General features: G+C 69.6%; 21 protein-coding genes and 2 pseudogenes. 16 read left to right on the forward strand and 7 right to left on the reverse strand.

Going from position 1 to position 25,202, the window contains the following annotated elements:
* The first annotated feature begins 27 nt into the window (after positions 1-27).
* Positions 28-951, forward strand: coding sequence for a cation diffusion facilitator family transporter (locus CVM50_RS09775; protein WP_085889166.1), 924 nt, complete (start codon positions 28-30; stop codon positions 949-951).
* 16 nt (positions 952-967) lie between these two features.
* Here the strand turns inward: CVM50_RS09775 and CVM50_RS09780 are convergent, their stop codons facing one another.
* The 3 genes from CVM50_RS09780 to CVM50_RS09790 form a co-directional block, all read right to left on the reverse strand.
* Positions 968-1,669 carry a helix-turn-helix transcriptional regulator gene (locus tag CVM50_RS09780; protein WP_085889165.1) on the reverse strand — a complete coding sequence of 234 codons (702 nt, stop codon included), beginning with the start codon at positions 1,667-1,669 and terminating at the stop codon, positions 968-970.
* Positions 1,670-1,671: 2 nt separating this feature from the next.
* Positions 1,672-2,055, reverse strand: coding sequence for a VOC family protein (locus CVM50_RS09785; protein WP_232618204.1), 384 nt, complete (start codon positions 2,053-2,055; stop codon positions 1,672-1,674).
* A gap of 186 nt (positions 2,056-2,241) precedes the next feature.
* A complete protein-coding gene (locus tag CVM50_RS09790) occupies positions 2,242-2,847 on the reverse strand; it encodes a DUF1285 domain-containing protein (protein ID WP_085889164.1) in 606 nt (201 codons plus the stop codon).
* Between the two features lie 64 nt (positions 2,848-2,911).
* Between CVM50_RS09790 and CVM50_RS09795 the strand changes: the two genes are divergently transcribed.
* The 4 genes from CVM50_RS09795 to CVM50_RS09810 are packed head-to-tail and all read left to right on the forward strand — an operon-like array spanning position 2,912 to position 9,716.
* The gene (locus tag CVM50_RS09795) at positions 2,912-3,964 is read left to right on the forward strand and encodes an AAA family ATPase (protein ID WP_085889163.1); all 1,053 of its coding nucleotides are present in this window, start codon (positions 2,912-2,914) and stop codon (positions 3,962-3,964) included.
* Positions 3,961-4,836, forward strand: coding sequence for a DUF58 domain-containing protein (locus CVM50_RS09800; protein ID WP_085889162.1), 876 nt, complete (start codon positions 3,961-3,963; stop codon positions 4,834-4,836). Before CVM50_RS09795 ends, CVM50_RS09800 begins: the two co-directional genes overlap by 4 nt.
* Positions 4,836-7,661, forward strand: a complete 2,826-nt coding sequence (locus tag CVM50_RS09805; RefSeq protein ID WP_085889161.1) for a DUF4159 domain-containing protein — start codon at positions 4,836-4,838, stop codon at positions 7,659-7,661. The genes CVM50_RS09800 and CVM50_RS09805 overlap by 1 nt, the downstream gene beginning before the upstream one ends.
* 3 nt (positions 7,662-7,664) lie before the next feature.
* Positions 7,665-9,716, forward strand: a complete 2,052-nt coding sequence (locus tag CVM50_RS09810) for a hypothetical protein (protein WP_085889160.1) — start codon at positions 7,665-7,667, stop codon at positions 9,714-9,716.
* Positions 9,717-9,743: 27 nt separating this feature from the next.
* Here CVM50_RS09810 and CVM50_RS09815 read toward each other — a convergent pair whose 3' ends face one another.
* Positions 9,744-10,712, reverse strand: a complete 969-nt coding sequence (locus tag CVM50_RS09815) for an asparaginase (protein ID WP_085889286.1) — start codon at positions 10,710-10,712, stop codon at positions 9,744-9,746.
* A gap of 686 nt (positions 10,713-11,398) precedes the next feature.
* Positions 11,399-12,136, reverse strand: a complete 738-nt coding sequence (locus CVM50_RS09825; protein WP_085889158.1) for a DUF599 domain-containing protein — start codon at positions 12,134-12,136, stop codon at positions 11,399-11,401.
* 138 nt (positions 12,137-12,274) lie between these two features.
* On the opposite strand from CVM50_RS09825, the gene CVM50_RS09830 reads away from it, so the two are divergent.
* The 5 genes from CVM50_RS09830 to CVM50_RS09850 all read left to right on the forward strand — a co-directional run bounded on the left by CVM50_RS09830 (position 12,275) and on the right by CVM50_RS09850 (position 17,812).
* Complete coding sequence (locus CVM50_RS09830) at positions 12,275-13,729, forward strand: FAD-linked oxidase C-terminal domain-containing protein (protein WP_085889157.1); 1,455 nt, start codon at positions 12,275-12,277, stop codon at positions 13,727-13,729.
* Positions 13,730-13,768: 39 nt separating this feature from the next.
* Positions 13,769-14,896 (forward strand): glycolate oxidase subunit GlcE, encoded by a 1,128-nt coding sequence (gene glcE / locus CVM50_RS09835; protein WP_085889285.1) that lies wholly within the window; start codon positions 13,769-13,771, stop codon positions 14,894-14,896.
* 1 nt (position 14,897) lies between these two features.
* Positions 14,898-16,268: a glycolate oxidase subunit GlcF gene (glcF, locus tag CVM50_RS09840; protein ID WP_085889156.1), complete on the forward strand. Its 1,371-nt coding sequence runs from the start codon at positions 14,898-14,900 to the stop codon at positions 16,266-16,268.
* Between the two features lie 68 nt (positions 16,269-16,336).
* Positions 16,337-17,203, forward strand: coding sequence for a trypsin-like serine peptidase (locus CVM50_RS09845; protein WP_085889155.1), 867 nt, complete (start codon positions 16,337-16,339; stop codon positions 17,201-17,203).
* Between the two features lie 144 nt (positions 17,204-17,347).
* Positions 17,348-17,812 (forward strand): Hsp20 family protein, encoded by a 465-nt coding sequence (locus tag CVM50_RS09850; RefSeq protein ID WP_085889154.1) that lies wholly within the window; start codon positions 17,348-17,350, stop codon positions 17,810-17,812.
* Positions 17,813-17,910: 98 nt separating this feature from the next.
* On the opposite strand, the gene CVM50_RS09855 is transcribed toward CVM50_RS09850, so the two are convergent.
* On the reverse strand, positions 17,911-18,546 hold the full coding sequence (locus CVM50_RS09855; protein ID WP_085889153.1) for a VOC family protein: 636 nt from the start codon (positions 18,544-18,546) through the stop codon (positions 17,911-17,913).
* A 131-nt stretch (positions 18,547-18,677) separates the two neighbouring features.
* Positions 18,678-19,859, reverse strand: coding sequence for a MalY/PatB family protein (locus CVM50_RS09860; protein ID WP_085889152.1), 1,182 nt, complete (start codon positions 19,857-19,859; stop codon positions 18,678-18,680).
* Between the two features lie 251 nt (positions 19,860-20,110).
* On the opposite strand from CVM50_RS09860, the gene CVM50_RS09865 reads away from it, so the two are divergent.
* The 6 genes and pseudogenes from CVM50_RS09865 (at position 20,111) to CVM50_RS09885 (ending at position 25,065) form a co-directional block, all read left to right on the forward strand.
* Complete coding sequence (locus CVM50_RS09865; RefSeq protein ID WP_085889151.1) at positions 20,111-20,929, forward strand: purine-nucleoside phosphorylase; 819 nt, start codon at positions 20,111-20,113, stop codon at positions 20,927-20,929.
* Between the two features lie 98 nt (positions 20,930-21,027).
* Positions 21,028-21,756 carry a paraquat-inducible protein A gene (locus tag CVM50_RS09870; protein ID WP_085889150.1) on the forward strand — a complete coding sequence of 243 codons (729 nt, stop codon included), beginning with the start codon at positions 21,028-21,030 and terminating at the stop codon, positions 21,754-21,756.
* Entirely contained in the window at positions 21,753-22,418 is a 666-nt protein-coding gene (locus CVM50_RS09875; protein ID WP_222477333.1) for a paraquat-inducible protein A, read from the forward strand. Before CVM50_RS09870 ends, CVM50_RS09875 begins: the two co-directional genes overlap by 4 nt.
* A pseudogene (locus tag CVM50_RS22250) lies at positions 22,415-22,798 on the forward strand (MlaD family protein); the annotation flags it as partial. The gene CVM50_RS09875 and the pseudogene CVM50_RS22250, both read left to right, overlap by 4 nt.
* A gap of 528 nt (positions 22,799-23,326) precedes the next feature.
* A pseudogene (locus CVM50_RS22255) lies at positions 23,327-24,499 on the forward strand (paraquat-inducible protein B); the annotation flags it as partial.
* A 2-nt stretch (positions 24,500-24,501) separates the two neighbouring features.
* Positions 24,502-25,065, forward strand: a complete 564-nt coding sequence (locus CVM50_RS09885) for a PqiC family protein (RefSeq protein WP_085889148.1) — start codon at positions 24,502-24,504, stop codon at positions 25,063-25,065.
* Positions 25,066-25,202: the final 137 nt, after the last annotated feature.

Here is a 25,202-nt window from a genome sequence, read left to right on the forward strand (position 1 = left end):
TCTCGTGACGCAGAGAAAGAGCCGAGCATGCCCCACGATCACGCCCATCACCACCATCACCACCACGCCAGCGCCGAGCTAGCGGGGGACAAACGCGTCGCCTGGGCCGTCGCGGTGAACATCCTGCTGACCGTGGTCCAGATCGTGGCCGGGGTCTTCTCCGGCTCCCTGGCGCTGATCGCCGATGCCATCCACAACCTCAGCGATGCGCTCTCGCTGGTCATCGCCTTCGTTGCCCGCCGCATCGCCCGGCGCCCCGCCGATGCCTCGATGACCTTCGGCTATGGCCGGGCGGAGGTGGTCGCGGCGCTGGTCAACTACACCACGCTGATCGTCATCGCCGTCATGCTGGCCTTCGAGGGGGTGGAGCGTCTGTTCAACCCGGCCGACGTCGAGGGTTGGACCGTGGTCATCGTGGCCGGCGTGGCGCTGGTCATCGACACGGCCACGGCCCTGCTGATGCTGTCGTTGCAGAAGGGCAGTGTGAACATGCGGGCGGCCTTCCTGCACAATATCGCCGATGCGCTCGGATCCGTCGCGGTGATCGTCGGCGGCACGCTGATCCTGCTTTACGACTGGCGGCTGGTGGATCCGATCGTCACCCTGATGATCTCCGGCTACATCCTGTGGCACGCGGGGGCGGAGATCGGGCCGGTGATCCGCCTGCTGATGCTGGGCAGCCCCGATAGCCCCGAGGTCGGTGAAGTCGCGCGCGAGATCCGCGCGGTCGAGGGGGTCGACGGGCTGCACCACCTGCACCTGTGGCGGATGCAGGAGAACGAGGCGGCGCTGGAGGCCCATGTGGTCCTGTCGGGCGCCGCCGCCGAGGCACCGGGCGTGCGCGCCCGCATCGTGGCCCTGCTGCACGACCGGTTCGAGCTGACCCATGTGACATTGCAGCTGGAGACCCGAGACGAGGCCTGTGCCGACGCGCCGCTGATCGGTCACTAGACCGGCAGGCGGGGTCTCAGCGATCCGCGGGGATGCGCCCCGCGGCCTTTTCGCGGGCGTAGAAGAAGGCCAGCGACTTGTCGCGCTCGGGCGCGAAACGGGCGCCGCTTTCGATGGCGGCGATACGATCCAGGCGGAAGGTGCGGAAATCCTCGCGCAGTTCGCACCAGGCCAGCAGGGTCCAGACCTTGCCCCAGAAGAACAGGCCGAGGGGGCGCAGCACGCGCTCCGTCTCGGCGCCGGTTTCCGACAGGTAGCAGATGTGCAGCCGGGTGCGGCCATGCACGGCGGCCTCGATCCGGTCGAGACGGGCGCGCAGGGCGGGCGGCAGGTCGCGCGGCGCGACGGCATGGACCTGCACGGCGCCGGCGCGGGCGCGGGCCGCCTCGGGCAGCACCGCGTCGATCTTCAGCAGCGCCTCCTCGGCGCTCGCGGCCATGGACAGCCCGCCCCAGGCCCGCAGCAGCCGCGCCCCGGCGACCAGGGCCACGATCTCCTCTTCCGTGAACATCAGCGGCGGCACGTCATGGCCCGGCTGCATCACGTAGCCCAGCCCGGCCTCGCCCTCGATCGGCACGCCAGAGGCCTGCAGATCGGCCACGTCGCGATAGATGGTGCGGAGCGACACCTCCAGCCGCTCCGCCAGGGTGCGCCCGGTCACCAACCGCCCGCCGCGCAGATGCTGCACGATCTGGAACAGGCGGTCGGCGCGGCGCATCCTCAGGCCCCCTGCATGGCGGGTTCGAACAGGCCGATGCGGTTGCCGTCGGGATCATGGATCATTTGGTAGCGGCCCGGCGGGATCGACAGCAGGGGCCCTTCGGCGGTGGCGCCCGCGGCCAGGGCGCGTTCGGTCGCCGCCTCGACGGTTTCGGGGACCCGAAGGTGAATTACCGGCCCCTTGCCGCCGGCCACGGGTCCTTCGACCAGGTTGCCGCCCACGCCGCCGCTGCCGAAGGCGGCGACCCGCTGAGGGCCCATGTGGGTGATCGGCATCTCCCAGCCGAAGACTCGGCGGTAAAAGGCGGCGCCGGCCTCCAGGTCGGTGACGGGGATCTCGGTCCAGACGGTCGTCAGGGCGGGGGTCTGCATGTCTTGGCTCATGATGTGTCTCCTGTCAGAGCGGTGATGCGCCCTGTCTGACACAGCCCTGCTGACAGCATCCTGTCAGCAGCCGTCAGCGTCCAGCGGAAAGCTCACGTCTGTCCTGCCGGAGGCGCGCAGCTCCAGGCCAGCCAGCCGCGCAGGGCGCCCCGGCAGGTCCCGCGGTGCTGGCGCCGGGGGCACAGCCTAGGAGGTGCTCAACTCCGCCGCCGGGATGATCGGGAAGAACTCCCCAGAGGAGCGGACGCCGAACCAGTCCGTGCCCTCGACCTCCTGGGTCTCGCCCAGATCGACCAGCCGGTAGAAGCTCTTGCGGTCGATCAGCGCCTCCAGCCGGTCGCGGATCAGCACGTAGGGCGAAGGTTCGCCCGTCTCGGGGTCGCGTTCGACGCGGATCGGGTGGTCGGGGCCGGCCGCGGCCTCGTCGGCGACGTTGGTCAGGAAGGTCAGTACCTGCGACTCGCCCTCCCCCTCGACCTCGAAATCAACGGCGACAAAGGGGGCGTCATCGACGGTGATGCCGACTTTCTCCACCGGAGTGACCAGAAAGTAATCATCGCCATCCTTGCGCAGGATGGTCGAGAACAGTCGCACCAGCTCCGGCCGCCCGATGGGTGTGCCGAGGTAGAACCAGGTGCCATCGCGGGCAATCCGCATGTCCAGGTCGCCGCAGAAGGGCGGGTTCCACTTGTGGATCGGCGGCAATCCGCGCCCCTTGGCGGCGCGCGCCGAGGCTGCGATGCTGTCCGCGGAGACATTCACACTATTTTGTGACGACAGTGAATTTATCATTAACCAACTCGTCGCTACAGTTTCCCTTAACACTATAGAGCATAGCCTGCGCTGGAGGAATGTCATGGGTGAGACCGCCCCCGGAACGACCCAGGAAACCCCCGCCGAGGATCTCGTGGCCGAGATCGAGGCGGTCGAAGCGAAGCTGGCGCAGGCCAAGGCCTCGATCACGCGGCGTTTTGTCGGCCAGGAACAGGTGGTCGATCTGACCCTGTCCTCGCTGCTCTGCGGCGGGCATGCCCTGCTGATCGGCCTGCCGGGCCTGGGCAAGACGCGGCTGGTGGAAACCCTGTCGACGGTGATGGGGCTGGATGGCAACCGCATCCAGTTCACGCCCGACCTGATGCCTGCCGACATCCTGGGCTCCGAGGTGCTGGAAACCGGCGAGGACGGCAGCCGTGCCTTCCGGTTCCTGCAGGGGCCGATTTTCTGCCAGCTGTTGATGGCGGATGAGATCAACCGCGCCTCGCCCCGGACCCAGTCGGCGCTGCTGCAGGCGATGCAGGAAAAGGTGGTGACCGTGGCCGGTGAGGATCGGGAGCTGGGCCGTCCCTTCCACGTGCTGGCCACCCAGAACCCGATCGAACAAGAGGGCACCTATCCGCTGCCCGAGGCGCAGCTGGACCGTTTCCTGGTGAAGATCGATGTGCGCTACCCCGACCGCGACACCGAACGCGCGATCCTGCTGTCCACCACCGGCGCCACCGAGGATGAGGCCCATGCCATTTTCACCGCCGAGGAGCTGATCGCCGCGCAGTCCCTGCTGCGCCGCATGCCCGTGGGCGAATCGATCGTCGAGCTGATCCTGGATCTTGTCCGCGCCTGCCGCCCCGACGATGCCACCGCGCCGGCACGGGTGCGCGAAACCGTGTCCTGGGGCCCCGGCCCCAGGGCCGCCCAGGCCCTGATGCTGACCGTGCGTGCCCGCGCCATGCTGCAGGGCCGCCTGGCCCCCGCCCCCGAGGACGTGCTGGCCATGGCGCAGCCTGTCCTGTCGCACCGCATGGGCCTGAACTTCGCCGCCCGCGCCCGGGGCGACGACGTTGACGGGCTGATCGCTGAGATCGCGCAGGACGTGATCGGTGGCGTCGCCAAGGGGAGCGGGGCCGCGGCGTGAGGACACCGGCCGCCCTTCGACACCGCGCCGAGGAGGAGGCCGCCCGCCTGCCGCCGCTGCTGGCGCGGGCCGAGCAGCTGGCCGGCACCGTCCTGCTGGGCGACCACGGTCGCCGCCGCGCAGGGCTGGGCGATGACTTCTGGCAATACCGCCCGGTGCAGCCGGGCGATCCGCGCCGCATGATCGACTGGCGCCGCTCCGCCCGGTCCGACGACCGTTTCGTGCGCGAACGCGAATGGCAGATCGCGCAGAGCGTCATGCTCTGGGTCGATCAGTCGGCGTCCATGTCCTTCACGTCGAACGACAAGAGCTTGCCTGAAAAGGGTGACCGCGCCCGCGACATTGCCCTGGCCACGGCCATCCTGCTGATCCGGGGCGGCGAACGCGTGGGCCTGACCGGCACCCTGCTGCCGCCGCGACGGGGCCAGAACCAGGTGCTGCGGCTGGCCGAGTTCTTCAGCCGCGCCAGCGACGAGGATTTCGGCGTGCCCGAACATCGCGCCATGCTGCCCAATGCCCGCGCCCTTTTCGTCAGTGATTTCCTCGGCCCCATCGACGGGCTGACCACCGCGCTGACCAAGGCCGCCGACCGCGGCGTGCGGGGCGTACTGTTGCAGGTGCTGGACCCGGTGGAGGAGGCCTTTCCCTTCCACGGGCGCACCATCTTCGAAAGCATGGGGGGCACTGTCGCCCATGAGACGCTGAAGGCGAGCGAGCTGAAGGATCGCTATCTCGCCCGCCTGGCGGAACGCAAAGAGCATCTGACGCAGCTTTGTGCCGCGACCGGCTGGCAATACGGCCAGCATCATACCTCCGCCTCGGCCCAGAGCGCGCTGCTGTGGGTCTGGCAGGCGCTGGATCGGGGGGTGTGATGCTGGGACCTGTCGGATTCGCCGCGCCCTGGTTGCTGCTGGCCCTGGTGGCCCTGCCCATCCTGTGGCTGATCCTGCGCGCGGTGCCGCCCGCGCCGGTGCGCCGGCGCTTCCCCGGCGTCGCGCTGCTCTTGGGCCTGAAGGACGATGAAAGCGTCAGCGACCGCACGCCCTGGTGGCTTCTGCTGCTGCGCATGCTGGCCGTGGCCGCGGTGATCATCGGCCTGGCCGGTCCCGTTCTGAACCCCGAGGAGCGCGCGGCGGAGGGCAGCGATGGCCCGCTTCTGCTGCTGCTCGACGGCAGCTGGGCCAGCGCCGCCGACTGGCCGCGCCAGGAAGAGGCCGCCGAGACCCTGCTGGAGGATGCGGCCCGCGCTGGACGCACTGCTGCCGTCATCCGACTGACCACCCCCGAACCGCCCGTGTTCCAGACCCCGGAAACCTGGGTCACACGACTGCCGGGCCTGGCCCCCGAACCCTGGGCGCCGCGCGGCCCCGAGGACGAAGGCATGGCCCGCACCATCGCGGCCATCGAGGAGTTGGAGGCCGGGGTCGAGACCGTCTGGATTTCCGACGGGCTGGACCGGCCCGGGCGCGAGGCCCTGCTGGAGGCCGTCGAGGACCGTGGCCCGGTGCGCGTGCTGGAAACCGGCGGCGACGTGCTGGCGCTGCGTCCGCCCGCCTTCGCCGATGGCGCAGTGCAGCTGACCGCGATCCGCGCCGCCCGCGACCTCGATCGCATCCAGGCGGTCACGGTGCAGGCCCATGGCCGCGACCCGGCGGGCGTGATGCGCGTGCTGGATCAGGCCGAGATGACCTTCGACGCCGGGGCCGTCCTGGCCCGCACCGAGATGGTCCTGCCGGCCGAGATCCGGGCGCGGCTGACCCATTTCGCCCTCGCCGGCACCCGCTCTGCCGGGGCCGTGGCGCTGACCGATGACGGGCTGCGCCGGCGCGAGGTTGCCCTGATCGCTGGCCGCGACGACCGCGAGGCGCTGGAACTGCTGTCGCCGCTGCACTACCTGCAAAGCGCGCTGGAAACCAATGCCGACCTGCTGCATGGCGCCCTGACCGACGTGCTGCCCGCAAACCCGGACGTGGTGGTGCTGGCCGATGTGGCCACCCTCTCGGACGGCGAGGCCGAGGCCCTGACGGAATGGGTCGAGGGCGGCGGGATGCTCCTGCGCTTTGCCGGCCCGCGCCTGGCCGCCAGCGATGTCAGCCGGGCCGAGGAAGACCCGCTGATGCCCGTGCGCCTGCGCGCGGGCGGGCGCAGCCTGGGCGGCGCCATGTCCTGGGGCGATCCCAAGACACTGGCGCCTTTCGACGATGACAGCCCCTTTGCCGGTCTGACGGTGCCCGAAGACGTCACCGTGTCCTCGCAGGTCATGGCTCAGCCCGATCCGACCCTGGCCGAAAGATCCATCGCGCGCCTCAGCGACGGCACGCCGCTGGTCACACGCAAGGCCATCGGGCAGGGGCAGGTCGTGCTGTTCCACGTCACTGCCAATGCCGAATGGTCCACCCTGCCGCTTTCGGGTCTCTTCGTCAGCATGCTGGAGCGGCTGTCGGTGTCCTCGGTCAACACCCGCCCCGCCGCGGAGGAGATCAAGGGCAGCACCTGGGCGCCCGAACGGGTGATGGACGCCTTTGGCACCATCTCCAATGCAGGCACCCTACCGGGGGTGGACGGGGCCGACCTGATCGCGGCGCCCCTTGGGCCGGACCTGCAACCGGGCCTCTATCGCAGTGAGGACCGCGCCATCGCCCGCAACGTGATGGGGGTCGAAACCTCGATCTCTCCCGCCCGCTGGCCCGGCCGCGTGACGGTGCAGGGACTGGTGCCGCCGGTCGAACGCCCCCTGGGCGGGTTCCTTCTGGGGCTGGCCCTGCTGCTGCTGCTGGCCGATATCCTGGCCTCGCTGGCCCTGTCCGGCCGGCTGCGCGGGGCCCGTGCCGCGGGCGCTTCCGTGCTGCTGGCCCTAGCCCTGCTGCTGCCCGCGCCCGAGGTGGCCCGTGCGCAGGAGGCGCAGGGACAGGAGACGCGGGGGCAGGCGGCGCGGGAGGCCGAGGATTTCGCCCTCGCCGCCACCCAAGAAACCGTGCTGGCCCATGTGCTGACCGGCAACGACCGTGTTGACGACCTGGCGCAGGCCGGTCTGCGCGGGCTGTCCGATACGCTCTACTTCCGCACCTCGGTCGAACCGGCCCCGCCCATGGGGGTGAACCTGGAAACGGATGAGCTATCGCTGTTCCCCTTCCTCTACTGGCCCGTCACCGCCGATCAGCCGATCCCGTCGGACGCGGCCTATGCCAAGCTGAACCGCTACCTGCGCAGCGGCGGGATGATCCTCTTCGACACGCGGGACGGCGATGTCTCGGGCTTTGGCGCCGCCACGCCGGAAGGGCGGCGGCTGCAGGACCTGGCCCGGCCGCTGGACGTGCCGGCGCTGGAACAGATGCCCGAAGATCACGTGCTGACCCGCACCTTCTACCTGCTGCAGGACTTCCCCGGCCGCTATGTCGGTGCGCCGGTTTGGGTGGAGGCCGCGCCCGCGGATGCCGAGCAGATCGAGGGGATGCCCTTCCGCAACCTCAACGACGGGGTGACGCCGGTGGTCATCGGCGGCAACGACTGGGCCGCGGCCTGGGCCGTGGACGAGGACGGGCTGCCGTTGCTGTCCGTGGGGTCCGGGATGGGCGGCGAACGCCAGCGCGAGATCGCCTATCGCTTCGGGGTGAACCTGGTGATGCACGTGCTGACCGGGAACTACAAATCCGACCAGGTCCACGTGCCTGCGCTGCTGGACCGGCTGGGGAACTAGGCCATGCTTGGACAGATCATCTTCGACCCGCTTCTGCCCTGGGCCGTCTGGGCCGTTCTGGCCGCGCTGACGGTCGCGGGCATGGTCCTGGCGGTCTGGCGCGGGCTGGCCGGCTGGGCCTGGCGCGGCGCGGCGGCGGCGGCGGTGCTGGCGGCGCTCGCCGGTCCCTCGCTGCGGCAGGAGGATCGCAGCCCACTGTCGGACATCGTGTTGCTGGTCGAGGATCGCTCCGCCTCGCAACGCCTGGGCGACCGCGCGGCGCAGACGGAACAGGCCGCCGAAACCCTGGCCGCCCGCATCGCCGCGCGCGACAATACCGAGCTGCGCCGGATCGAGGTCGGCGATGGCGAGGGTGACAGCGGCACCCTGCTGATGACCGCCCTCAGCGAGGCCCTGGCGGAGGAGCCACGCGGGCGCATCGCCGGGGTGATCCTGCTGTCCGACGGGCGCGTCCATGACATCGACCAGCTGCCCGGCCTGCCCGCGCCGATGCACCTGCTGCTGTCCGGCACGCCCGAGGACTGGGACCGCCGGCTGGTGGTCAGCAATGCCCCGGCCTTCGGCATCCTGGGAGAAGAGGTCCTGCTGACCCTGCGGATCGAGGACGAGGGCGCCGTGCCCGAGGATCTGGGTGAGGTGGCCGAGCTGGCCATTTCCGTCGATGGCGGCCCGCCGCAAAGCTACGGTCTGCCCGTCGGCGAGGAGGTCGAGATCCCGATCGTGCTGCCGCACGGGGGGCGCAACGTCATCCGCTTCACCACGCCGGAACAGGACGGTGAGCTGACCGACCGCAACAACTCCGCCATCGTGCAGATGAACGGTGTGCGCGACCGGCTGTCGGTCCTGCTGGTCTCCGGTGAGCCGCACCCGGGGGGGCGCACCTGGCGCAACCTGCTGAAATCCGACAGTTCCGTCGACCTGGTGCATTTCACCATCCTGCGCCCCCCGTCGAAACAGGACGGCGTGCCGGTGTCGGAACTGTCGCTGATCGCCTTCCCCACGCGGGAGCTGTTCATGGACAAGATCGAGGATTTCGACCTCATCATCTTCGATCGCTACAAACGGCGGGGCATCCTGCCGGCGCTCTACCTCGACAACATCCGCAACTACGTGGAAACGGGCGGCGCGGTGCTGATCGCCGCCGGGCCCGATTTCGCCTCGGCCGAGTCGCTCTACCGTTCGCCCCTGGCCGAGGTGCTGCCGGGCCGGCCCACGGCGCGGGTGGTGGAAGAGGGCTATCGTCCCGCCGTCACCGAGCTGGGCCACCGCCACCCGGTCACCGCCGGGCTGGAGGAGGCCTGGGACGGCGACTGGGGCCGCTGGATGCGTCAGGTCGAGCTGATCCCGGAACGCGGCCAGGTGGTGATGTCGGGCGCGGGCGACCGGCCTCTGCTGATCCTTGACCGTGTAGGCGAGGGCCGCGTGGCGCAACTGGCCTCCGACCAACCCTGGCTGTGGAATCGCGGCTTCGAAGGGGGTGGGCCGCAGCTGGAGCTGCTGCGCCGCCTGGCCCACTGGATGATGAAGGAACCCGAGCTGGAGGAAGAGGCCCTGACCGCCGAGGCCCAGGGGCAGCGCATGGTGATCACCCGCCGGTCGCTGTCGGACAGCGTGGGTGGCGTCACCGTGATTGCGCCCGACGGCACCGAGACGGAGCTGGCGCTGGAGGAGGTCTCGCCCGGGCGCTTCCAAGCCCAGTTCGAGGGCCCCGAGATCGGTCTTTACCGGCTGACCTCCGGCGATCTGAGCTCGGTCATCGGTCTCGGTCCTGCCGCGCCCCGCGAGTTCGAGGAGACGATTGCCAGCGGCGACGTGATGGCCGAGGCGGTGGAGGCCACGCGCGGCGGGGTGCGCAATTTGTCTGACGGTTTGCCGGGCCTGCGCGATGTGCGTCCCGGGCGTCCGGCGGCGGGGCGCGGCTGGATCGGCCTGACCCCGCGCGAGGCCTATGAGACCCGCTCGGTTCGCCAGATCCCGCTTCTGCCGCCCTGGCTGGTCCTGCTGCTGTCGGCCGGGCTGATCCTGGCAGGCTGGCTGCGCGAGGGGCGCCGCTGAGGGCCCCTTCCTCTCAGCCCCCTCTGCTTAGACTCCTGCGGCGATCCGGCAGGCCAGCCACAGCCGCGCCTTGCGCGCGCTCAGCTCATCACAGGGCAGCACGCCAAGCGCGGTGATCTCGGCCATGCAGCCGGGGTAGTCGTAATCCGGTCCCAGCCGTCCCGACAGGGTCGACGACGTCACCGCCATCGGCACGCCCGCTTCGCGCAGCACGGCGATCTCCGGCATCCAGTCGGGCGGCACCTGGCCGCGCCCCAGCCCGTCCAGCACCAGCCCGCGCGCTCCGCTGTCCACGGCGGCGCGCAGCAGCCGCGGCGAGGCCTCCATCGCGGCGGGCAGGATGTCGACCCGGGGCAGGGGGCCGGTGAGGTCGGGGAAGCGATCCGGCAGGCGCGCCGGGCGGCGCATGTCGACGAAGGCGCCGTCGACCAGGCCAAGCGCCCCGTGCCCGGGCGACTCGAACCCGCGCAGCCGGTGCGAACTGACCTTGCGCACATGCAGGGCCTCATGGACCTCCTGGTCGAAGACGAGCAGCGCGCCTGCGCCCCGTGCCGCCGGGTGCGCCGCCACGGTGATCGCATCGCGGATGTTCGGTCCCGCGTCCGAGCCGAGCGCATAGGGCACCCGCTGCGCCCCGGTCAGCACCAGCCCGGCGCCGGGCAGATCGCAGATCATGTCGAGAAGGAAGGCGCTGTCTTCCAGCGTATCGGTGCCCTGCGACACGACCACGCCCGCCGCGCCCTCGGCCACCGCCCGCTGCGCCGCATCGCGTACCGCGAAAAGATCCTCGAAGGTCAGCGCGTTGGAGGCCTTCTGCGCCAGGGTCTCGACCTCCAGCGTGACAGGGGTGTCGAGGCCGAGCGCCGCGATCAGCGCCTCGCCCGTCATGGCCCCGGCCCGCGCCCGCCCGCTGTCGCTGCGGATCGAGGCGATGGTGCCGCCAAGGGCGATCAGGGTGATCTTGGGTTGCGTGCCGGTCTGGGGGGCGTCGGTCATGAGGGCCTCGCTGCGGGTCATCCAGCCCTTTCGATAGCCTGCCCGCCCCGTCTTGCCCAGAGGCGGGTGCGGCGGCGGCCATGGCAGAGTAAGAAACTCTGGTCGCCGTGCAGGGCATCATCCGCAGCCCCTTGCGCCCGCCCCCGGGCAGGGGCGGCATGTGGCGTTCGACCCAAACTCGATCCGGTTGGCAATGCGCGGATGCCGGGGCGAGACCATGTTGTCCTGGGAGACTAAAGGCGCAGCTCGGGGTCGTCATGGGTGCGCAGGTCTGCATCCGTGTGTCCGAGGTCCAGGGGCCGGCCTCGTCGGGACGGTTGCGGCTGTAGATGCGCATGTTGGTGACATTCGCGCGCATCAGGCCGAAGGTGATCGACAGGCTCGACTGGCCGCCGCCGACAATCGCCACGCTCAGCACCGGCTGGCCCTTGTACTGGCGCGGCGTGACCCAGGGTCTGCGGCGAGAGGACAGCGCATCCAGCGGGGCTGACCTAAACACTCCTGACCAGGACGTTTGACGCCCCGCGCAGGGACGCCGCACGGTCGGACCCTATTTCCCGGTTGCTACGGCCTTTGCCTGTCAGATTTCCACGTTGCGACCCGCCGGTAAGCGCCCTTGGCGCGCTTCGCCAGTGGAGCAAAGAAAACCGCGCCCCTGTCCGCCGCCCTGCCCGTTTCGTGACCGGTCAGGCCGCGCTGTCGGGCCCGCTCGGTGCCTCTGCCGGGTCCATGTCGCGGGTCAGCAACAGCTCGCGCGACTGCGAGGCGAACTCGCGCCGCCACAGGATCGCGCAGGTGGTCAGGGTCGCGGCCAGCAGGCCCCAGGGGCCGAGGAACCAGCCGGCGGCCGCCATGGCGAAATAGATCGACCGCAGCCCCCGGTTGAAACTGCGCGCAGCGAAGATGTTGATCTGCGCCGCCTTCTGCGCCCGGGGCATGGCGCGCGGGTCGGTCGGATCGTTCGGGATCGCGCCCATCAACACGCCGCAATAGCCGAACAGGCGGTTGGCCCAGACGAACTTCAGGAAGGCGTTGACCATGAACAGCAGCACCAGGATCAGCTTGATTTCCCAGAAGACTTCGGAGCTGCGGTCGATCACGCCCAGGTCGCTGACGACCCCGCGCAGCTGGTCGGAGTTGCCCAGCAGGGCCAGGGTGCCGCCGATGGCGATCAGCGTGGAGGAGGCGAAGAACGAGCTGTTGGCGCGCAGCATGCCCAGGATCTGGCTGTCGACGATGCGGTTGCCGCGTTCGATCGCCATGCGCAGCCATTCGCGGCGGTTCTCGGCCATCAGGATCGACACCGAGGGGCGCGGGCCCGGGTGTTCGATCCGCCAGCCGATGCCCAGCCAGCCGGCCAGGATCAACGCCACGGCGGCGGCGTCGGCGGTGGAAAACAGGGTCAGGACATCGCTCATCGTCATGTCGCTACCTAGCCGCGGGACGCGGCGTCTGGCTATCGAAAAATGGTGCTGGATACTTGCGGGAAAAAATTGGTTCAAAAATCTTACCAATCCTGATATTCCCGGGTCAGCGATCCGCGGACCAAGGGGAGGAGAGCCATGCAGATGCCAGCGCCCGATGCGGCGGTCCTGTCGAAGAAGCCCGCGCTGGTGGCGCGCCTGCGCAAGGTGCTGCCCGCGGGGGCCGTCATCGACGATCCGGCCGAGACCCGCGCCTATGAATGCGACGCCCTGACGGCCTACCGCTGTCCGCCCCTCTGTGCCGTGCTGCCCAGCTCGACCGAGGAAGTCGCGGCGGTGCTGAAGATCTGTCACGAGATGGGGGTTCCGGTGGTGCCGCGCGGGGCGGGCACCTCGCTGGCGGGCGGGGCCCTGCCAACGGCGGATTCGGTGATCCTGGGCGTGGCGCGGATGAACGCGGTGCTGGAAACCGATTATGCCAACCGGTTCATCCGTGTGCAGACCGGGCGCACCAACCTGTCGGTCTCCGGCGCGGTGGAGGCCGACGGGTTCTTCTACGCCCCCGACCCCTCCAGTCAGCTGGCCTGTGCCATCGCCGGCAACATCGCGATGAACTCCGGGGGCGCGCATTGCCTGAAATACGGGGTGACGACGAACAACCTGCTGGGCGTCACGATGGTCACCATGGAGGGCGAGGTGATCGAACTGGGCGGCGCGCATCTGGACGCCGCCGGGCTGGACCTGCTGGGCCTGGTTTGCGGCTCCGAGGGTCAGTTGGGCGTGGTGACCGAGGCGACCCTGCGGATCATCGCCAAGCCCGAGGGCGCGCGGCCCGTGCTGATCGGCTACGACAGCCTGGAGGTCGCGGGGCAGTGCGTGTCCGACATTATCGAGGCGGGCGTGCTGCCCGTGGCGATCGAGTTCATGGACCGCCCCTGCATCCGCGCCACCGACGCCTTCTCCGGCGCGGGCTACCCCGATTGCGAGGCCTTGCTGATCGTCGAGGTCGAGGGATCGGAGGCCGAGATCGCCGAGCAGTTGGAGATCATCACCGCCATCGCCCGCCGCCACGATCCGGTGGAGCTGCGCGAAAGCGGCTCGGCCGAGGAAAGCGCGCGGATTTGGCTGGGGCGCAAGTCTGCATTTGGCGCTATGGGGCAGATCAACGATTACATGTGCCTCGACGGGACGATCCCGGTGACGGAGCTGCCGCGCGTGCTGGCCCGCATCGAGGCGCTGAGCGCCGAGTACGGGCTGGACGTGGCCAACGTGTTCCACGCCGGCGACGGCAACATGCATCCCCTGATCCTGTTCAACGCCAATGAGGAGGGCCAGCTGGAGCTGTGCGAGGCGCTTGGCGCCGAGATCCTGAAACTCTGCGTCGAGGTGGGCGGCTGCCTGACCGGCGAACATGGGGTTGGCATCGAGAAGCGCGACCTGATGGGTCACCAGTACCGGCCCGCCGACCTGGAGGCGCAGATGCGGGTGAAGGATGTGTTTGACGGCCAATGGCTGCTGAACCCGGCCAAGGTGTTCCCGCTGGAGGTCTCGGCCTCGCGCCGGGCAGGGGGCCTTGCCCCCCGGGTCGCCTGACGGCGCCCCTCCCCCCAGAGTATTTGGAGCTTTCGGATGATGAGACCCGGGACAGAGACCGAGCTGGCTGAGCTGTTGCAGGCCGCGCGCGCGCCGCTGGCGGTGCGGGGCGGGGGCACGCGGGGCGTGGCGCTGGCGGGCGAGGGGCTGGAGACAGGCGGGCTGTCGGGTGTGCGGCTTTACGAGCCGGGCGCGCTGACCCTGGTGGTGGGGGCGGGGACGCCCCTGGCCGAGGTTGAGGCGCTGCTGGCCGAAAAGGGGCAGCGCCTGGCCTTCGAGCCGATGGATCACCGCGCGCTTCTGGGCACCGGGGGGGAACCGACCATCGGTGGCGTGGTGGCCGCCAATGTCTCGGGCCCCCGCCGGGTGCAGGTCGGCGCCTGCCGCGATCACCTGCTGGGGGTGCGATTTGTCTCCGGCGCCGGTGAGGTGGTGTCGAACGGCGGGCGGGTGATGAAGAACGTCACCGGCTATGACCTGGTGAAGCTGATGGCGGGCAGCTGGGGGACGCTGGGCGTTTTGACCGAGGTCAGCCTGAAGGTGCTGGCCCGACCCCAGGCGGAGGCGACGCTGGTCCGGTCGGGGCAGGGTGTGGCGCAGGCCGTCACCGACATGTGCCGCGCCATGGGCACCCCCTATGACGTCAGCGGCGCCGGTTGGGCCGGGGGCGAGACGCGGTTGCGGGTCGAAGGGTTGGCCGGATCGGTCGCCTATCGCGCCGGGGCCCTGAACGCGGCGCTTGGCGGCGGCTGGGACGTGGTCGAGGGCGCCGAGAGCGCAGCGCTGTGGCAGGGCTTGCGCGACGCGGCGCCCTTCGTCGGGCAACCGGGCGCGGTGTGGAAGCTGTCGGTGAAACCCACCGAGGCGCCGGGGCTGCTGGGGCGGCTGAAGGCTGTGGGGTTGGATCACGAGGCGCTGCTGGACTGGTCCGGCGGGTTGATCTGGCTGCGCGTGCCGGAAGAGGGCGACGCGGGCGCCGCCGCGATCCGCGCCGAATGCGCCACGCGGGGCGGTCATGCCACGCTGATCCGCGCAGGTGAGGCCCTGCGCGCCCGGGTGCCGATGTTCCAGCCGCGCCCGGCGCCGATTGCCCGGCTGGAAGCCGGCCTGCGGGCGAAGTTCGACCCCAGGGGCCTCCTCAATCCCGGCCTGATGGAAGGGGCCTGACATGCAGACCAACTTCACCCCCGCACAGCTGGAAGACCCCGGCACCGCCACCGCCAACAAGATCCTGCGCGCCTGCGTGCATTGCGGGTTCTGCACCGCCACCTGTCCCACCTACCAGGTGCTGGGCGACGAGCTGGACAGCCCCCGGGGCCGCATCTACCTGATCAAGGACATGCTGGAGAACGAGCGGGTGCCGGACGCAAAGACGGTCAAGCATATCGACCGGTGCCTGTCCTGCCTGGCCTGCATGACCACCTGCCCCTCGGGCGTGCATTACATGCACCTGTTGGACCATGCCCGCGCCTATATCGAGACGCATTACCGGCGCCCCTGGCATGACCGCGCCTTGCGGGCCCTGCTGGCGCGGATCCTGCCCTATCCGGGGCGCTTCCGCCTGGCGATGATGGGGGCCAAGATCGCTCGGCCCTTCCGCCGGCTGATCCCCGACGCCCGCCTGCGCGCCATGCTGGAGATGGCACCGAAACACCTGCCGCCCGTCTCGCCCAATGACCGGCCGCAGACCTTCGCACCCGCCGCCCCGCGCCGGATGCGTGTTGCGCTGATGACCGGCTGTGCGCAGCGCGCGTTGAACACCGACATCAACGATGCCACCATCCGCCTGCTGCGCCGCCTGGGCGTCGAGGTGGTGGTCGCCAAGGACGCCGGCTGCTGCGGCGCGCTGACCCATCACATGGGGCGCGAAGATGACAGCCACGCCGCCGCCGAGGCCAATATCCGCGCCTGGGAGGCGGAAATCGACGGGGAGGGCCTGGACGCCATCGTCATCAACACCTCCGGCTGCGGCACCACGGTGAAGGATTACGGCCACATGTTTCGGGACAGCGACATCGCGGGCCCGGCGGAGACGGTCGCGGGCCTTGCGATGGACATCACCGAGCTGCTGGCGAAGCTGGATCTGCCCGAGGTCGCCCCTGATCACCCCGCCCGGGGGATGCGCGTCGCCTATCACGCGGCCTGCTCCCTGCAACACGGCCAGAAGGTGACCGACCCGCCCAAGGCACTGCTGAAGGCCGCCGGCTTCGAGGTGCTTCTGCCGGCCGACGCGCATCTGTGCTGCGGCTCCGCGGGCACCTACAACCTGATGCAGCCCGAGATCTCGGGCCAGCTGAAGACGCGCAAGGTGGCCACGCTGGAGGCGCTGCGGCCAGAGGTCATCGCCGCTGGCAATATCGGCTGCATGATGCAGATCGGATCGGGGACGGGGGTGCCGGTGGTGCATTCGGTGGAATTGCTGGACTGGGCCACGGGCGGGCCGGTGCCGCCCGCGCTGTCGGGCGACCCGCTGCCGCAGCCCCGTTCGGTGTCCGGTGCGATGCCCGGCGCGAGGCCAGTGCCGAACCTGCGCGATTAAATCCCGTCTTCGCCCAAATTTGGCCCGAAGCGGCAGGCAGTGTAGGGCGGCAAGACCCCGGAGATCCAATGCCCCGCCCCCACGCCCGTTTCCCGCGCCGATCGCGCCTTCGCTCAGCCCTGCTTGGCCTTTTGGCGCCCGTCCTGGTCAGTGGGCCGATGCTGGCGCAGCCTGACGATTCGGCATTGCAGCGGCTGGATACCGGCGACGCCGGCCGCGGCTGGGAGGCCGTGGGGCGGCTCGATATCGGCGGCAAGGGGTTCTGCACCGGGGCGCTGGTGGCACCCGACCTGGTGCTGACGGCGGCGCATTGCCTCTACCAACGCGGCAGCGGCGCGCGCATCGACCCCGGCCAGATCGAGTTCCTGGCGGGCATGCGCAACGGCCGCGCCAGCGCCTATCGGCAGGTGCGTCGCGCGGTGACCCATCCCGACTACGTCTACCAGGCCGCCGTCTCCGCCGACCGGGTGCGCAACGACCTGGCCCTGCTGGAGCTGTACCAGCCCATCCGCAACACCACCGTCATCCCCTTCCAGACGGACATGCGGCCCGCCGCCGGGGACAAGGTGGGCATCGTCTCCTATGCCCATGACCGGGCCGAGGCGCCATCGTTGCAGGAAATCTGCGGCGTGATCGCCCGGCAGAGCGGGGTTCTGGTCACGTCGTGCAACGTCGATTACGGCAGCTCCGGCGCGCCGATCTTCTCCTTCGCCAGTGGCGTGCCGCGCATCGTCTCGGTGGTTTCGGCCAAGGCCGAGGTGGACGGCGGGCCGGTGGCCCTGGGCACCGAGCTGGAAACCCCGCTGTCGGTGCTGAAGGCCGAACTGGCCGCCGGCCAGGGCTACGGTCTGGAGCCCGCGCCGCGGGCCAACCGCGTGACCGTCGGCGGCGGGCGCGAGGATATCGGCGCGAAATTCATCCGCCCCGGGGACTGAGGCGGACCCTCGCTCGCCCTCTTGAAATCGCGAAAGCGCTATCCCAGATCAGGAAGACGGGACGCCAGACGGGTCCCGAAAGACCGGCTCGTCCCCGTGGGAGGGCCGCCTGACATAGTTATCGCTTCAAGAAGGATGACAGACATGCGTAACTTCGATCTTGCGCCGCTTTACCGTGCCACCGTTGGCTTCGATCAACTGGCCGACATGATGGATCGCGTGCTGACCAATGATGGCGCCCAATCCACCTATCCCCCCTACAACATCGAGAAAACCGCCGATGATGCCTACCGCATCTCGATCGCCGTCGCCGGCTTCGCCGAAGACGAGCTGACGGTCGAGGTCAAGGACCGCGCGCTGGTCGTCTCTGCCCGCAAGGCTGAGGAAAACGACAGCCGCACCTACCTGCATCGCGGCATCGCCACCCGCGCCTTCGAACGCCGCTTCCAGCTGGCGGATCATGTTCAGGTGACGGGGGCGACCCATACCGATGGTATGCTCCATATCGACCTGGTGCGCGAAGTGCCCGAAGCACTGAAACCGCGCCGGATCGAGATCGCCCGTGGCAACACCGTGAACCACCGCGCGATCGCCGCACAGGACGCCTGATACCCTCGGGCCCTGTAGTTCCAGGAGCGAGAACGCCTGGGACTTACCTCAGTCGGGCGCGGCCTCCATCCGGGGGTCGCGCCTTCTGCGTTTGGGGGTCAGCCCAGAACCACCTCGCCCGACGGCCCGGTGAGGCGGGCGGTCAGGGCGGGGGCGTCCGAGACAGTCCAGCGGACCCGATTGTCGCGCAGGATCGGCGCCAGCAGGGCCTCGGCCTGGGCGGCACGGGGATGCGACAGCTCCAGCGCGGTCAGGGTGAGGTCGCCACCGGGCATGGCGCGCGGCGGGATCGCGCCCTCGTCGCATTCCCAGTCCAGGAAGGATGGAAAGACGCCCCCGAAGGGCAGGTGGCCGTCTTCGGGCACGGTGATCTTCCAGCGCAGATCGCCGCGTTGCTGGGCCAGCGCCGGGCCACAGGTCAGGGGCAGGGTGTCGCGCCGGGTCACCAACCCCGGCACCCGTACCAACCAGTGCGCGAGGCGCGGGGTGTCCGGCGGAGAATCCAGCCCGAACCAGCGCGCGCGCCCCGGGTCCGGCGCCTCCGGGTCCGGGGCGATCACCTCCAGGAAACTGGCCTCGCCCAGGCGCATGACCCGGTTGTGGGTGCCCATCAGGGGATGCTGGCCGCCCGCCTGCGGCAGGGCCACGCCCAGCTTCTCCTCGGTCCAGGCGAGGCCCGCGTCCAGCGTGCTGGCGGCGACCACGATATGATCCAGACGGCTGTCTGCCTGCATGTCTTCCTCCCTGGGGCATGACCGCCGGTTCCGGGCGCTCCTCCCCTCTCTCCATTTGTTGGCCGGACATATCCCGGGGGGAATTGAGCCCATGAGGGCTCAAGGGGGGCAGAGCCCCCGCCCCCTCGCGATCACTGCAAATCGGCGAAGGCGGCCTGCATCCGTGCGACGGCCTCTTCCACCCGCGCGCGCGGCGTGGCCAGGTTGAACCGCTGGAAGTCGTCGCCGCCCAGCCCGAAGACCGCGCCGTAGTTCACCGCGATCTTCGCCTCTTCCAGGATCCGCCGCTTCACCTCTGCCGGGTCCATCCCGGTGCCGGAGAAATCGACCCAGGCCAGGTAGGTGCCCTCCAGGCGCATCGACTTCAGTCCCGGGATCGCCTCGATGCCGGCGTCGAAGACCTTCCGGTTGCCATCGAGGTAGTCGCAAAGCGCATCGACCCACTCGGCCCCTTCGGGCGAATAGGCGGCGGTGGCCATATGCAGCGCGAAGGAGTTGGGAGAGATGCCCAGGGCGCCCATCACCTTCTCGAACCGCCGGCGCAGGGCCGCGTCGTGGATGATGACATTGCCCACATGCCCGCCGGCCAGGTTGAAGGTCTTGGTGGTGGCCGTCATCATCACCAGACGGTCGGCAATCTCGGGGCAGGCCACGGCCATGGGGATATGCTTTTGCCCGGGCATCACAAGGTCATGGTGGATCTCGTCCGACACGATGATCAGGTCGTGGCGTTTGGCGAAGGCCGCCATGCCCTCCAGCTCCGCCTGCGTCCAGACGCGGCCGCCGGGGTTATGCGGCGAGCAGAGCAGCAGCATTTTCTCGTTGCCGGTCATCTGCGCGTCATAGGCGTCGAAATCGAGCCTGTAGCGCCCCTCGTCCAGCACCATCGGGCATTCCACCACCTTGCGGTCGGCGGCGTTAATCACCCGGGCGAAGGCATGGTAGATCGGCGTGAACATCACGATCCCGTCGCCCGGTTCGGTGAAGGCCTGCAGGCAGAGGCCGGTGCCGTTGACCAGCCCGTGGGTGGAGAAGATGGCGTCCGGGTCCACCTGCCAGCCGTGACGGTTCTGCATCCACCAGACGATCGCGTTCTTGTAGGCGGTGTCATCCCCGAAATAGCCGAAGACGCCCTGGTCGACGAAATCGCGCAGCGCCTGGGTGACGCAGGCCGGCGGGCGGAAATCCATGTCGGCCACCCACATCGGGATGCCCTCGTCCGGGGACAGGCCGTAGTAGGTTTCCAGGTTGTCCCATTTCGCGGAATGGGTGCCGCGGCGGTCGATGATCTCGTCGAAATCGGGGGTCGTCATGCGGGGCTCCTTTACGTCGGTGCCGACGCTAGCGTCTCGGGTCCTCGGTGCAAGGCGATTCCGGCAGGATGGTGGGCTGCCCCTGTGCAGTGGCGCGAAGCCGGGCGGCTGTCGCACCGGCAGGGCTTGCCCGACGCGGGCCGGGCCGCTACCGGGGAAGGAACGGCCCGCAGGCGCGGGCACCCGACAGACATCAACTGACAGACAGCAGACCGTCAGACAACAGGCGGACAGACAGCAGAGGATCCACCATGACAGCCCCCAGCATCGAGACCCTTGTCGAGACGATCCGCGCCCGGGTGGGCGACGCCCCGGTGGAAATGGCGATGATCCTCGGCTCCGGCCTGGGCCCGCTGGCCGATGAGGTCGAGGGCACGCATATCCCCTACACCGACCTGCCGGGCTTTCCCCATTCCGGCGTCTCCGGCCATTCCGCCGAGCTGGTGATCGGCACCCTGCACGGCATGCGCGTCGCGGTGATGAGCGGGCGCGAACACTACTACGAAAACGGCCGCTCGGACGCGATGCGCCTGCCGCTGGAGGTGATGAAGGAATTGGGCGCCAAGGCGCTGCTGGTGACCAACGCCTGCGGCAGCTTCCGCGGTGACATTCCGCCGGGCGATCTGATGATCATCGCCGATCACATCAACTACTCGGGTCTGAACCCGCTGATCGGTGAACCCACCGACGCGCGCTTCGTCAACATGACCGACGCCTACGACCCCGCCATCCGCACCGCCATCGAAGAGGCGGCACAGGCCCAGGGCATCGACATCAAGTCGGGCGTCTATTCCTGGTATTCCGGCCCTTCCTTCGAAACGCCGGCCGAGATCCGCATGCTGAAGATGCTGGGCGCCGATACCGTCGGCATGTCCACCGTGCCCGAGGTCATCCTGGGCCGCTTCCTGGGCCTGCGCTGTGCCGCCGTCAGCGTGGTGACCAACATGGCGGCGGGCCTGTCGGACGAGAACATCAGCCATGAGCACACCAAGAACAGCGCCCCCATTGGCGCGGCCAAGCTGAAGGGCATCATCGCCCGGCTGCTGCCCGGGCTGACCGGGACGCTCTGACGCTGCGGAAGGGCCTTTCGGGGGCGTGCCTTGCCATTTGACATGAAGCATGGTGAGGCTAGCTGATACCTGATTTTTCCGCCTCGGGGCGCGCCACCATGGCTCATGCCAAAGCTTCCGCAGATCCGCTTGCCGATCTCATCGCCTGCCCGCGATGCGACGCGGTTCAGCACGTGGTGGAACCGCAGCCGGGGCAGCGCGCGCTGTGCGGGCGTTGCGATCACGTGCTGATCGCGCCCCGCAAGAGCGCGGGCAAGCAGATCATCGCAGTGGCGGTCTCGGTGCTGATCCTGGCGGTGTCGGCGACCTCGCTGCCCTTCCTGCGGATCAGCCGGGCCGGGCTGGCCAATGCCTCCTCGATCCTCGACGCGGCGCTGGCTTTTTCCTCCTCCACGCTTTTCACCTTGCTGTCCCTTCTGCTGGCCGGGCTGATCGTCTTCATCCCGGCGCTGCGGGCGCTGCTGTCGATCTACGTCCTATGGCCGCTGGTGCGCGACCGCGCGCCCTGGCCCGGCGCCATCGGCGCCTTCCGCCTGTCCGAGGCACTGCGCCCCTGGTCCATGGCCGAGGTCTTCGCCATCGGCTGTGCCGTGGCTCTGATCAAGGTCAGCGACCTGGCGCGGGTGGAATTCGGCCCCGCCTTCTGGATCTTCGCCTTCCTGGTCATCCTGGTGCCGGTGCAGGACGGACTGACCTGCCGCCAGTCGGTCTGGCGCAGCCTGGACCGCAGCCTGGTGCACCCTGGCCGCAAGGAACGCCGCGCGGCCCGCGACGCTGACCGCGCCCGCGACCGCACCCCGGATCTTCCGGCGGAGAGCGCGCCATGAAGTCGGCCCGCGAAATGGGCCTGGTGGCCTGCACCCGCTGCAACCGCGTCTGGGAGCCGGGGATAGCCCATTGCGGGCGCTGCGGCCACAAGCTGCAAAGCCGCAATCCCCTCGGGCTTCAGAAGGTCTGGGCGTGGTGGGTGCTGGGGCTGATCTGCTACATCCCCGCCAACCTCGACCCGATGCTGATCACCCGCACCCTGGTCAGCCGCCAGGACAACACGATCATCGGCGGCGCGCTGGAACTGGGGCGCCATGGCAGCTGGGGGATCGCGCTGGTGATCCTGGCGGCCTCGGTGGCGATCCCGGTGGCGAAGTTTTCGGTCATCGCGGCCCTGGCCCTCGGCGTGCGCCACGGCAGCCGCATGTCGGCCGAACGGCGCCAGCACCTGCATGAGATCGTGGAATACATCGGTCGCTGGTCGATGATCGACGTCTTCGTCGTCGCCATCCTCAGCTCGCTGGTGCAACTGGGCGCGGTGGTGGCGATCCGCCCGGGCCAGGCCAGTCTCTACTTCGCGCTGTCGGTGATCTTCACCATGTTCTCGGCCATGGCCTTCGACAGCCGCCTGATCTGGGATGCGGAGGAGGGCGAGGTGCCGGACCTGGCGCCCTTGCCCGCCCCCTCCCCGAAAGACCCCAAAGAGGAGCCCGCCGGATGAGCGAGACCCCTGACGTTCATGTCACCTCCACCCGCCGGTCCGTCATCCAGCGGCTGTCGGTGATCTGGCTGCTGCCGGTGATCGCCCTGGCGATCGCCCTGGGCGTGGCCTGGCAAAGCTATGCCGAACGGGGCCCGCTGATCGAGGTCACTTTCGGCAATGCCGAGGGCGTGGCCGCCGGCGAGACCGAGCTGCGTTATCGCGATGTGGCCGTCGGCGTGGTCGAGAAGGTCGGCTTCAACAAGGGCCTCAGCCGGGTGCAGGTCTTTATCCGCGTGGATCGCGACGTGGCCGAATACGTCGATGATGACGCCGCCTTCTGGATCGTACGCCCCCAGGTCACCGCGCGGGGGGTCACCGGCCTCGGCACCGTGCTGTCGGGCGTCTACATCGAAGGGCTTTGGGACAGCGAAGCCCAGGGCAGTCAGGAAAGTTTCGAGGGGCTGGACCGCGCGCCGCTCAACCGCGAGGGCCGCGAGGGGCTGCGCATCCGCCTGCGCGCCTCCGCCGATGGCGATCTGACCAGCGACGTGCCGATCGAGTTCCGCGGCATCGAGGTCGGCCACCTGGGCCAGGCGCAGGTCAGCGAGGATGGATCGACCGTCGAGGCCGATGCGATCATCTTTGCCCCCCATGACCGGCTCATCAGCTCGGCCACGCGGTTCTGGGATACCTCCGGCTTCAACTTCTCCCTCGGCCCGAACGGCGCCAGCCTCGATTTCTCCTCCGTCGCCTCGCTGCTGGCAGGGGGCGTGACCTTCAATACCGTCGTCTCGGGCGGGGAACCCGTGGATGAGGGCACCCTCTTTACTGTCTACCCCAGCGAGGGCGCGGCCCGCGCCAGCGCCTTCGGCGAGCAGGACGGCGAGCGGATGGTCTTCAACGCCATCTTCGAGGAGAACGTGGCGGGCCTTTCGGTGGATGCCCCTGTGACCTACGGCGGTCTGCGGATCGGCCGCGTGGACGCGGTCAGCGGTATCGTCGACCCGGACCGCTTCGGTGACAACCGGGTGCGGCTGGCCGTCACCCTGCAGATCCGGCCGCAGCGCCTGGGGCTGGAGGCCTCCGGCGTGGCGATTGACCCCCTGCAGTTCTTCGAGGACCGCGTGCGCGAGGACGGGCTGCGCGCGCGGCTGGCGACGGCATCGATCCTGACCGGCGGGCTGAAGGTGGAACTGGCCGAGATCGAGGATGCCGCGCCCGCCGAGGTCGTGGTGGACGAGGACGGCTCGATCACCTTCCCCACCACCGAGGGCGCGATTTCCGACGTCTCCGCCACCGCCGAGGGCGTGATGGAGCGGATCAACAACCTCAAGATCGAGGAGTTGATCGACAGTGCCATCCACACGCTGGACAACATCGGCAACCTGGCTGGCAATGAAGAGTTGAACGCCGTGCCGGGTGACGTGCGCGACCTGCTGGGCAATGCCCGCAACCTGGTCGGGTCGGACGCGGTGCAGGCGCTGCCCGAACAGATCGGCGGCATCGCGGATCAGGTCGAGGAGCTGGTGGCGGCGCTGAACGCCCAGGCCGCGGCCGAAAAGCTGGCGGAGGCGCTCGACGGTGTGTCGTCGGCCGCCGACAGCGTCAGCGGCGCCGTGGCTGGCGTGCCTGACGTGGTGGCCCGCATCGACGCCATCGCCGCCAATGCCGAACAGGTCCCGCTGGACGAACTGGCCGCGACGCTGGACCAGCTGATGCAAAGCGCCGATGCGGTGCTCGCGACCGAAGGGGCCCGCGACCTGCCCGCGCATCTGAACGAGGCCCTGGACGAGCTGCGCGCCACCCTGGCCGAGCTGCGCGAGGGCGGCGTGGTGGCCAACCTGAACGAAACCCTGGCCTCGGCCCGAGATGCCGCCGGCTCGATCGAGGTGGCCGCCGACGACCTGCCGCGGCTGATCGAACAGGCGCGCGGGGTCCTGTCGCGCGCCGCCACCGTGCTGTCGGGCTATGACGCCGACGCCGGCGTGGGCCGCGACCTGCGGGGCACCCTGCGCGAGCTGGACCGCGCCGCCCAGGCCATCAGCGCCCTGGCGCGCGAGCTGGAACGCAACCCCAATTCCATTCTCTTCGGGAGATGACCATGCGCCACCTGATCCTTGCCACCTCCGCTGTCCTGGCCCTGGCCAGCTGCGCCGCCGATGAACGGTTCTACACCGTGCCCGACGTGGCCCCCGAGACGCTGGCCCCGGTCAGCATCCGCTACAGCTCCGTCGAGGTGCTGGAGGTGTCGCTGCCCGACTATGCCGGACGTCAGCAGATTGCCCGGCGCCAGGCCGATGGCGCGGTGGCCGCCGAGACCGATGTGCTCTGGGCCGATCTGCCGTCGCGCGGGATGAGCCTGGAACTGGCGCGGCATCTGGGCCGGATCACCGGCGTGCAGGTGGCGGGCGAGCCCTGGCCCTTCAACGACCGGGCCCAGGCGCGGCTGGAGGTCCGGGTGGAGCAGATGCTGGCGGAGGCCAATGGCACCTTCCGCCTGTCGGGGCAGTATTTCGTGGCGCCCGACCTGGGCGGGCGTGGCCGGACGGGGCTGTTCGACATCACCGTCCCCGTGGCCGGGCCGGGCCCGTCGGAGATCGCGGCGGCCCGGGCGCAGGCGGTGGCAGAGCTGGCGGGCCAGGTGGCGCGCGACGGCCTGCGCTGAGGCGGGGCGGGGGCCCAGTCCAACCGTTGTTTGCAGTGCCCCCGACGCGAGACGCGAGCGCCTGGTGAGACATCGCCTCTTTTCGAAGACTGTGCAGATAGCTGAGGGGGCGGGGGGGGGCGCTGCCCCCCTTGAGC

Source organism: Pseudooceanicola marinus, from assembly GCF_002786295.1.
Classification (GTDB): domain Bacteria; phylum Pseudomonadota; class Alphaproteobacteria; order Rhodobacterales; family Rhodobacteraceae; genus Pseudooceanicola; species Pseudooceanicola marinus.